Origin of the sequence: Stenoxybacter acetivorans DSM 19021 (assembly GCF_000745895.1) — a bacterium.
GTDB lineage: Bacteria > Pseudomonadota > Gammaproteobacteria > Burkholderiales > Neisseriaceae > Stenoxybacter > Stenoxybacter acetivorans.
In genome coordinates, this window is sequence record NZ_JQKE01000080.1 from 1 (window position 1) to 9,536 (window position 9,536).

The window sequence follows — 9,536 nt, forward strand, 5'->3', positions numbered from 1 at the left end:
TTGTCTTGAATGGCTTTTTCTACTTTTGCCAAACGCTTCATGCCGTAACGAACTTGTTTGAAGCGGCGGTTAGTGCTGTTTTTAGGCACGAATACCTGTAACCGCGCTTCTTTCAAGACTTTATAGATGGTGGGTCTGCTGACGCAATAGGTAGCCGCCAAATCAGAAACGCGGACATTTTCTTCTGTATAAAGCCGCCAAATTTCTTGACGCTGATAGGGCAGTAAACGGGTTCTTTTATGAATGTTCATTGCAGTATTTTCCTATAAATACTGTAAACAACGCTGGGATTTCTTACAATTTAACGTTTCCATGCCGGTTCTGCATCTGCTTTAATCGCATATTTATCAATGGCTTCCTGAACCGTGGCTTTTTCAACCACGCCTTGTTTTGCCAAGGCATTCAGTGCGGCAACGGCAACGTGGTAGCGATTGATTTCAAAAAAATCACGCAAATTGTCGCGGGAATCACTGCGCCCGAAGCCGTCTGTACCCAATACCGTGTAGTCAGCAGGCACAAATGCACGAATGCGGTCAGCAAAATGACGGATATAGTCGGTGGACGCAATCACCGGACCTTTTTTATCTTGCAGCAATTCGGTTACATAAGCGCATTTCTGCGTGTCGGTGGGGTGCAGACGGTTGTAGCGTTCGGTTTCGATGCCGTTTCGGTAAAGCTGATTGAACGAAGTAACGCTCCAAATATCGGCATCTACATCAAAATCTTGTTTCAGCAAATCAGCGGCGGCAATCACTTCGTTCAAAATAACACCGCTGCCCAGCAGTTGCACTTTACGTGTACCGTTTTCACCGGATTTAAGCAGATACATGCCTTTGAGAATTTGCTCTTTAACACCCGCTTGCTGCGGCAAAGCAGGGTGTTTGTAGTTTTCGTTCATCACGGTGAGGTAGTAGAACACGTCTTCATGTTCAACATACATGCGGCGCAAACCGTCTTGAATAATCACAGCCAATTCATAGGCATAGGCAGGGTCGTAACTGATGCAGTTGGGTATTAAATCGGCTTGTATGTGGCTGTGTCCGTCTTGATGCTGCAAACCTTCGCCGTTGAGCGTGGTGCGCCCGGCAGTGCCGCCCAGCAAGAAACCGCGCGCGCGCTGATCGCCTGCCGCCCATGCCAAATCACCAACACGCTGAAAGCCAAACATAGAGTAGTAAATATAAAAAGGAATCAGAGCATAATGACTATTGGAATAACTGGTTGCCGCCGCAATCCATGAACTCATTGCGCCCGGTTCGTTAATGCCTTCTTGGAAAATCTGCCCGTCTTTTGATTCTTTGTAAAACATCAGTTGGTCATGGTCTTGCGGGGTATATACCTGTCCTTTGGGATTCCAAATGGCGTATTGGCGGAATAAGCCTTCCATGCCGAATGTGCGGCTCTCATCAGGCACAATCGGCACAATGCGTTTTCCCAATTCTTTGTTTTTCAGCAATGTACTTAAAATACGCACAAATGCCATGGTGGTAGAAAATTCACGGTCTCCGCTGTCTGCCAATTGCGCTTCAAATTCGCTCAGATCGGGAATCGGCAATTTTTCTTGGCTGGGTATTCGCGCCGGCAAAAAGCCGCCCAATTGGGCACGGCGTGTTTTCAGATACTGCATTTCCTCGCTGTTTTCGGCGGGGCGGAAGAAAGGCAAATTGTGTTCCATTTCTTCATCACTCACCGGAATACCAAAACGGTCGCGGAATTTTTTCAGTGAAACCATATCCATTTTTTTGGCTTGGTGCGCGGTGTTTTGACCTTCTCCCGATGCACCCATGCCATAGCCTTTAATGGTTTTCGCCAAAATCACGGTTGGGCGGCCATTGGCGTTGTTTACTGCCTCATGGTAGGCGGCATACACTTTGTGCGGATCGTGCCCGCCGCGATTGAGAAACCACACCTCTTCATCGGACATATTCGCCACCATGGCTTTTAATTCGGGCGTATTGAAAAAATGTTCGCGCACATACGCGCCGTCTTTGGATTTGAAGGTTTGGTAATCACCGTCCACGCATTCTTCCATGCGGCGTTTTAAGGCATTGTTGTGATCTTGTGCCAGCAAAGCGTCCCAGCGGCTGCCCCAAATGACTTTTAATACATTCCAGCCCGAGCCGCGGAAATCACCTTCCAGTTCTTGAATGATTTTACCGTTGCCGCGCACAGGTCCGTCTAACCGCTGCAAATTACAATTCACCACAAAAATCAGGTTATCCAAGCCATCGCGTGCCGCCAGTGAAATCGCACCGAGGCTTTCCGGTTCGTCCATTTCTCCGTCGCCGCAAAATACCCACACTTTGCGTCCTTTGGTTTTTGCCAAACCGCGTGATTCCATGTACTTCAGCAAACGCGCCTGATAAATGCCCTGCAATGGCCCCAAACCCATAGACACCGTGGGGAATTGCCAAAAATCCGGCATCAGCCACGGGTGCGGGTAAGACGATAAACCTTTGCCGTCCACCTCTTGGCGGAAGTTTTCCATTTGCGATTCAGTCAACCTGCCCTCAATAAATGCACGTGCGTAAAACCCGGGTGCGCTGTGTCCTTGGAAGAAAATCAAATCGCCTTCATATTCTTCGGTTTTGCCGCGCCAAAAGTGATTGAATCCCACATCATACAAAGTGGCACACGATTGAAACGAAGCAATGTGTCCGCCCAATTCCAAATTTTTCTTACTTGCATTCAACACCAGCGCGGCGGCATTCCAGCGGATAATTGAGCGAATATGGTGTTCCAATTCATGGTTGCCGGGTGATTTTTGCTCTTTATTAACGGGGATGGTATTCAAATACGCCGTAGTGGCATCAAATGGCAGATACACGCCTTGGCGGCGGGTATGGCGCACCAAATTTTCCAATAGAAAATGCGCCCGTTCGGGGCCTTCGTTTTTTAATACAGATTCAAGTGAGTCTAACCATTCACGGGTTTCTTGCGGGTCAATATCGTTTAATTCAGCAGACATAAGGAATATCCTTTAATTCAAAAATAGCTTGGGTTTGAATACCGTTTTGATGCCGTCAATATTCAGAAAAAAGCGTGTTCAAAACAGCGAAAAGTCATGTACAAGCAGGAAAAAATTTGCGGCTTATTTTGCCGATTGTGTGTTGATTCACCCCTATGCAGGCTGCCTGAATTTCAGGCGAATGATTTTCATATTCAAGAAAGCGGGCAATCAATGGCAAATCTTACCTGCCTTAATCGTGTACGGCAATATTCATGCATTTTACACATACACTTCACCGCAAAACTTGAATTTCCGTAAAACAGACAAAAAATGAGAAAAGAAAACTGGCATTTTGGGTCGAAATACAGTATCTTTCGAGGTTTATTGATATATTGGTCAGAAGCATGCCGCAAAAAAACAAAAAAACAATGGCAGCGTTTCAAGGAGCGGTAACACTGTATGACAAAATTTGATTCAAAAAAGAATAATACCTCGCCCAAAAAAGCCACCGTGCTGATTATTGACGATCAAAGCACCAGAACCCTGCAAATAAGCCACACCACCATTCGTGTCATCAAGCCGGCACTGCTGACGCTGGGGTTAAGCACGGTTTTGCTGGGTAGCGCGTCGCTGTATTTGGGCGCACAATATTGGCAAAGCAAAAACCAAGCGGAAGAGTTGAGCCAGCAAGTGGTTGATTTGGAAAACGCAACCTCTGCCGAAGTAACTGCCAAATTAAAACAGTTGGGCAAATCTGAAAAAGTGATTGCCAACATCAAGCAGTATTTGCAGAATCGCGGCGTGAGTGTACGTACTCAAACCGCCGATTCGGCAGACAAGAAAACCATTCAGCTCGGCAAAAACGATGCAGCGGGCGGTCCGCTCGGCGTGGATTTGGATAACCCGCTGCCAGAAGTGGGGCAGCTCACCAGTGAAACCGAACAATTGATTCAGCACTTGCGCAAAGTACCGATTGGTGTTCCGCACAACGGCAGCTTGTCATCGCGTTTTGGTTTCCGCGCCAATCCGTTTACCGGAAGAGGCGGAGAAATGCACAGCGGCTTGGATTTTCGCGGTGATGTGGGCAATTTGGTTCAAGCAACCGCCGATGGCGTGGTGATTGTCGCAGAACATCAAGGCGGTTACGGCAATGTGGTAAAAATTCAGCATGGTTTCGGTTATCAAACCATTTATGCACACTTGAATAAAATCAGTGTAAAAGACGGGCAAAAAATAACAGCGGGCGATGTTATCGGACAATTGGGCAACACCGGCCGCTCTACCGGTCCGCATTTGCACTATGAGGTTCGCCGAAGCGGCGCAGCTTTGGATCCCGAATCCTTTTTGTCCTTAAACAGCAAGTTGTAACAATTTCATTGAATATTGGTTTAGTATGGGGATAGCAGATCAATATTTTGTTATTTTTTTATTTTATTTTTACCCATATCAGGAATATCAGTTATGTTTGGTTCGTCAAAAAAAAGCGGTCGTGAATCTGTAGTAGATATTGAAACACTCATCGGTGAACATTGCAGCATCGAAGGACGGGTAAACAGCCCCAATTCCATTAAAATTGAAGGCGGTGTGGTTGGTAATGTAACGGCAGAAAATACGGTGATTATCGGCAATAAAGGTTGGGTAAAAGGACCTGTCCAAGCCAAAGAAATTCGCGTGTTCGGACGCATCGAAGGTAATGTCAAAGCACAAATGCTCAATTTACAAAGCGGTGCACACATTCTCGGCAACATTGATACCCAAAGTTTGGAAGTAGAGCCGGGCGCTGTTTATCAGGGCAACATCACCATGCACGGTGATGGCAACGGTTCATTTTTAACTTTAGACGAAAAAAGCACTTTAATGCTGTCTGATGACATCAATTTAACCGGCAATAATTAATACAATCAATCAACATAAAAAGGCTGCCTGAAAGTAAATATTCTTTCAGGCAGCCTTTTGTATTGCGCTGAATCAATATTATCAACACTCATCTGCTGCATACGGATTGGCATAACCCAGTTGCTGCATCACGGAAATTTCCAAAGATTCCATGTATTGTGCATCGGCTTCATTCACGTGATCGCAGCCCATTAAATGCAGCACACCGTGTACGGTTAAGTGCGCAAAGTGTTGCATGATCGTTTTACCCTGTTCGGCAGCTTCTTTGGCAATCACAGGTGCGCACATCACCAAATCACCTTTCAGGCAGCCTGCTTCTTCAAAAATATCTGCTTTATCCAAAGCGAAGCTCAGCACATTAGTGGCGTAATCTTTGCCTCGGTAATCACGGTTAAATTCCCGCGCTTCTTCTTCATCGCACAGCAGAATGCTGATTTCTGCCCGCCGATAATCGTTTTTGCACGTTTGCCACAGCCAACGCGCAAAATCCTGTTTTTCAGGCAGCCCAAGCATTGTGCTGTGATTATCCAAGCACAATAAACAACAGCGGCGCAAACGCGTTAAAAATTCATATTTTTTAGCAATTTTCATAAATCATCAGGTGCATAAGAAAAAACGGAAGCCGCCATTTTAGCCCATCAAAGCACGGCAACCGCTTGGTTTCAAAAAAAATAAATTTGGCTTTATGATACGCCCAATGGTTTATTTTGCCGTAGAATATCTTAAATCAAAAGGAGATTCACATGAAACAAATAATCATAACCGCATGCACGTTTGCCGCACTCGTCGCACCCGCTTGGGCAGCAGAATACCAAATTGATCCGGCACACACCAATGCCCGCTTCGCTGTTGATCACTTCAACACCAGCACCAATATCGGCGGCTTTTTTAATTTAACCGGCAAGGTTGAATACGATGCCGCCAAGCAAAGCGGTTTTGCGGACATCACCATTCCCGTCAACACGCTCAACAGCGGCCGCCCCGCATTTGATCAACACCTGAAAGCTGCCGATTTTTTTGATGCAAACCGCTTTCCGAATATGCGGTTTGTGTCGGACATGTGGGTATTTGCCGATGGCAAATTAAAAGAAATACAGGGCAATTTAACTTTATTGGGCAAAACACACCCCGTTACGCTCACGACAACTAAATTTAATTGTTACCAAAGCCCAATGTTAAAAACAGAAGTGTGCGGCGGTGATTTTGAGACCGCCATCAATGGTGCGCAATGGGGCATGAATTATCTGCTGAAAGCCGCCGCAACCGCACCCATAAAACTGTCTATCCAAATTGAAGCCGCCAAAAAATAAGGCTTGGGTTTTTCTTGCATCATGCCGAATAGACCACTTTTTTTATTTAAACAACCCGAAAATATTAAAACTAAGTAAGGAGACATCATGCCCAATCTTCGTCAAATCGCCCTGATTGTGGGCAGCTTGCGTCAAGATGCCTACAGCAAAAAAATTGCCGCTTTTCTGCGTGCCAACGCACCCGCCAATTGGCAAATCACCGAAATCGAAATCAATGATTTACCGCTCTACAACCAAGATTATGATGATGACCCGATTGAGTCTTACGAACGCGTCCGCGGTCAATTAAGCGTTGTTGATGCCGTATTATTCATTTCACCGGAGCACAACCGCAGCATACCGGCTGCCTTAAAAAATGTTATTGACATCGCTTCCCGCCCTGCAGGAAAAAGCGTGTGGACGGGTAAAAAAACCGCCGTCATTACCTCATCGCCCGGCACATTCGGCGGCTTGTCCGCAGGTTTGCATTTACGCCAAGTGCTGCAACTATTGAGTGCGCAGGTTTTGGTTGCACCTGAAGTGTATTTAAGCCGCATCACTGATTCCTTAGATGAACAAGGCAATTTGAGCGATGAGCGCACCCAAACATTTTTACGCCGATTTATTCAAACATTTGATGATTGGCTGGCATAACCACAACCAAACAGCCCGAAACCGCGGCGGCAACAAAAACCGCCGATAAGGAAAAAGCCATGAGCAATGTTCAAAAATTCTTATCCGGCGAAAAAGACGTGGGCGGCATTCCCGTTGCCCGCGCCCTGCCGCAAGCCAAGAAACGCACCATCGGCGCATGGTGTTTTCTTGATCACATCGGTCCGTCTGATTTCGGTGAAGGTGAAAAAGGCCTACAAGTGGGTAGCCACCCGCACATCAACCTACAGACCTTCACTTGGATGATAGACGGCGAACTGCTGCACAAAGACAGCTTAGGGCACGAACGCGTGATTCGCCGCAACGAAGTCAATTTAATGACTGCCGGCAGCGGCATTGCACACACCGAGCAAACCCCCGAAGGCTGCAAACGGGCGCATGCCGTGCAATTGTGGATTGTGCTGCCCAAAGACCAAGTGATTGCGCCGTCATTCCATTTTTATGAACAGCTGCCGATGTGGTCAGATGCACACGCCGATTACATTTTAACCACAGGCACATTCGGCAGCCACACCGCCCCCACCTTGCAATATTCACCCATAGTCGGCGTGGACATACGCTTTCAGGCAGCCACCGATGTGCGTTTACCGACAAACCCCGCGTTTGAATATGGCTTATTGGTGATTTCAGGCAGCCTGAAAATCGGCGGTGAAACCTTTGCCGAAAACGAATTGGCTTATGTTGCCGCAGGCAGCGACACCTTGCCGATTGAAGTGGGCAGCCAAACACACATCATGCTGATTGGCGGCACCCCTTTGGATTTTGAACCCATTATTTGGTGGAACTTCGTTGCCCCTGAACGAACAGACATCAACCGCGCCGCCGAAGAATGGAATCAACACAGCAAACGGTTCGGCGAAGTGAACAGCGAATTAAAACGCTTGCTTGCCCCCACACCGCCGTGGGCGGCGCAATAAAAGCATCAACAAACAAACCCGTTCAGGCTGCCTGAAACGGGTTTGTTGTTTTTTACGGTCAAGTTACAAATATTACCGTACTGCCCTGCCTGTTAGAATTTAGAATAAAACCGCGGCAACGACACCAATCAAGCAGCAAAAATAACCAAATTCGAGCCCAAGACACAAGCGAACACAATATGCCGCAGCAACCTATTTTTAGGGTGTCAATTGGCTTGGCATTCGTTCAGACAACAGCCGTATGCCGTAAACCCGCCCCCACTCGTGCATCGCCATAATCACCGGAATTAAGGTACAGCCCAGCTCGGTTAAAGAATATTCCACTTTAGGCGGCACTTGCGGATAAACATGACGCAAAATAATACCGTCTTGCTCCAGCTCACGCAATTGCAAAGTGAGCATGCGCTGGGTGATGTCAGGAATACGGCGGCGCAGCTCATTAAACCGACGCGGTTCATCTTTTAAATGATGTAAAATCAAAACTTTCCATTTCCCGCCAATAATACTCAACGTATTATCCACCGGACAGGATTTCTCGGAGATGTCTTCTGAATTGGTTTTTTCAATGTGTTTCATAGTTTATTTACAGTATAAAAAATGTGCGTACTTTTAAAAAAGTTTGTAGTTGCTATAATACAACCATCGAACGGAAAGCGGCAATAATTTTTCAGGCAGCCTTCCGATTTATCCGGCAGAAAACCGCCGTTACTCAGAAAGGACAGCATCATGAAAACCATTTACCACGCAGCCGACAGCCGCGGTTTCGCCAATCATGGCTGGCTGAAAAGTCATCATACTTTCAGTTTTGCCAGCTACTACAACCCCGAGCGCATTCAATTTGGTGCTTTGCGCGTGATTAACGATGACCACGTTGCCGGCGGAAAAGGCTTTGGTGCGCACCCGCACGACAATATGGAAATTATTTCCATACCCACATCCGGCGATTTGGCACACCACGACAGCATGGGCAACGCCAGCGTCATCCGTCATGGTGATATTCAAGTGATGTCAGCAGGCACAGGCATTGTTCACAGCGAAATGAATCACCATGCCGAAATACCGGTGGATTTTTTCCAAATTTGGGTGTTTCCAAATAAAAACAATGTTAAACCGCGCTACGACCAAATGCGCATTGCCGACGGCGCAAAACCCAATGATTTCCAACAAATTTTGTCGCCAAACCCTGATGATGAAGGCGTTTGGATTCATCAAGATGCGTGGTTTTCCTTGGCAAACTGGGACGCAGGCATCAGCAAAACATACCGCATCAAACGCAAAGGCAACGGTGTTTACGTATTTGTCATTAAAGGAAAAGTACGCGTAAACGACACCGCATTAAACGAGCGGGACGGCTTAGGCGTGTGGGATACCGATGAGTTTGTCTTAACGGCTGACACCCATGCCGAAGTGTTGCTGATGGACGTGCCGATGATTGATGATGAAGAATAAACCCTGTTTCAATTGAATATTTGCATTGAAAAGGCTGCCTGAAAGTTTCAGGCAGCCTTTTATTGATAAACACTTATTGGATTGTTCGCACCTACGCCACCCAATGCGCATTTGCCAGCAGCTGCTGCATTTCCAGCGTTTTATCGGCAAACTGCCATGTTTCAATTTGGTAATATGTACTGCTGAACGAATTCTGCACCGTTAATTTATCGCCGTTTTGACCATTCAACACCGTTAAATCATTGCCGACACGTTCCAAAAAGATTTCATCGAACAACACATCTTCAAAACGAACAGTGTCATTATCCACATAACCGCCGCTGTGGTCATAAACCGTATCTTGTCCATGTCCTTTGTTGAACA

Annotated in this window: 10 protein-coding genes and 1 pseudogene; 6 read left to right on the forward strand and 5 right to left on the reverse strand. The window is 46.6% G+C overall.

From position 1 onward, the window contains the following. Both Q384_RS09980 and aceE read right to left on the reverse strand, forming a co-directional pair. Nucleotides 1-251: pseudogene (locus Q384_RS09980) on the reverse strand (IS481 family transposase); the annotation flags it as partial. Nucleotides 252-301: 50 nt separating this feature from the next. Further along, nucleotides 302-2,968, reverse strand: coding sequence for a pyruvate dehydrogenase (acetyl-transferring), homodimeric type (gene aceE, locus Q384_RS09985; protein ID WP_037587661.1), 2,667 nt, complete (start codon nt 2,966-2,968; stop codon nt 302-304). 441 nt (nt 2,969-3,409) lie between these two features. On the opposite strand from aceE, the gene Q384_RS14395 reads away from it, so the two are divergent. Together Q384_RS14395 and Q384_RS10000 are read left to right on the forward strand one after the other, a co-directional pair. Then, nucleotides 3,410-4,318, forward strand: a complete 909-nt coding sequence (locus Q384_RS14395; protein ID WP_051940871.1) for a M23 family metallopeptidase — start codon at nt 3,410-3,412, stop codon at nt 4,316-4,318. Nucleotides 4,319-4,411: 93 nt separating this feature from the next. Further along, nucleotides 4,412-4,846, forward strand: a complete 435-nt coding sequence (locus Q384_RS10000; RefSeq protein WP_037587665.1) for a bactofilin family protein — start codon at nt 4,412-4,414, stop codon at nt 4,844-4,846. An 81-nt stretch (nt 4,847-4,927) separates the two neighbouring features. Here the strand turns inward: Q384_RS10000 and ybeY are convergent, their stop codons facing one another. Then, a complete protein-coding gene (gene ybeY / locus Q384_RS10005) occupies nt 4,928-5,437 on the reverse strand; it encodes an rRNA maturation RNase YbeY (protein WP_037587667.1) in 510 nt (169 codons plus the stop codon). A 152-nt stretch (nt 5,438-5,589) separates the two neighbouring features. On the opposite strand from ybeY, the gene Q384_RS10010 reads away from it, so the two are divergent. The 3 genes from Q384_RS10010 to Q384_RS10020 all read left to right on the forward strand — a co-directional run bounded on the left by Q384_RS10010 (nt 5,590) and on the right by Q384_RS10020 (nt 7,724). Beyond that, nucleotides 5,590-6,156 carry a YceI family protein gene (locus Q384_RS10010; RefSeq protein ID WP_037587669.1) on the forward strand — a complete coding sequence of 189 codons (567 nt, stop codon included), beginning with the start codon at nt 5,590-5,592 and terminating at the stop codon, nt 6,154-6,156. Between the two features lie 87 nt (nt 6,157-6,243). Then, the gene (locus Q384_RS10015) at nt 6,244-6,789 is read left to right on the forward strand and encodes an NADPH-dependent FMN reductase (RefSeq protein WP_037587673.1); all 546 of its coding nucleotides are present in this window, start codon (nt 6,244-6,246) and stop codon (nt 6,787-6,789) included. After that, nucleotides 6,777-7,724 carry a pirin family protein gene (locus tag Q384_RS10020; protein ID WP_245608544.1) on the forward strand — a complete coding sequence of 316 codons (948 nt, stop codon included), beginning with the start codon at nt 6,777-6,779 and terminating at the stop codon, nt 7,722-7,724. The genes Q384_RS10015 and Q384_RS10020 overlap by 13 nt, the downstream gene beginning before the upstream one ends. Nucleotides 7,725-7,922: 198 nt before the next feature. Here Q384_RS10020 and Q384_RS10025 read toward each other — a convergent pair whose 3' ends face one another. After that, the gene (locus tag Q384_RS10025; protein WP_051940873.1) at nt 7,923-8,300 is read right to left on the reverse strand and encodes a winged helix-turn-helix transcriptional regulator; all 378 of its coding nucleotides are present in this window, start codon (nt 8,298-8,300) and stop codon (nt 7,923-7,925) included. Nucleotides 8,301-8,450: 150 nt separating this feature from the next. Here Q384_RS10025 and Q384_RS10030 point away from each other — a divergent pair, with 150 nt between their 5' ends. Beyond that, nucleotides 8,451-9,173 (forward strand): pirin family protein, encoded by a 723-nt coding sequence (locus Q384_RS10030; protein WP_037587675.1) that lies wholly within the window; start codon nt 8,451-8,453, stop codon nt 9,171-9,173. A gap of 91 nt (nt 9,174-9,264) precedes the next feature. Here the strand turns inward: Q384_RS10030 and Q384_RS10035 are convergent. Next, a partial coding sequence (locus Q384_RS10035; protein WP_037587677.1) for a calcium-binding protein occupies nt 9,265-9,536 on the reverse strand: 272 nt, incomplete at its 5' end.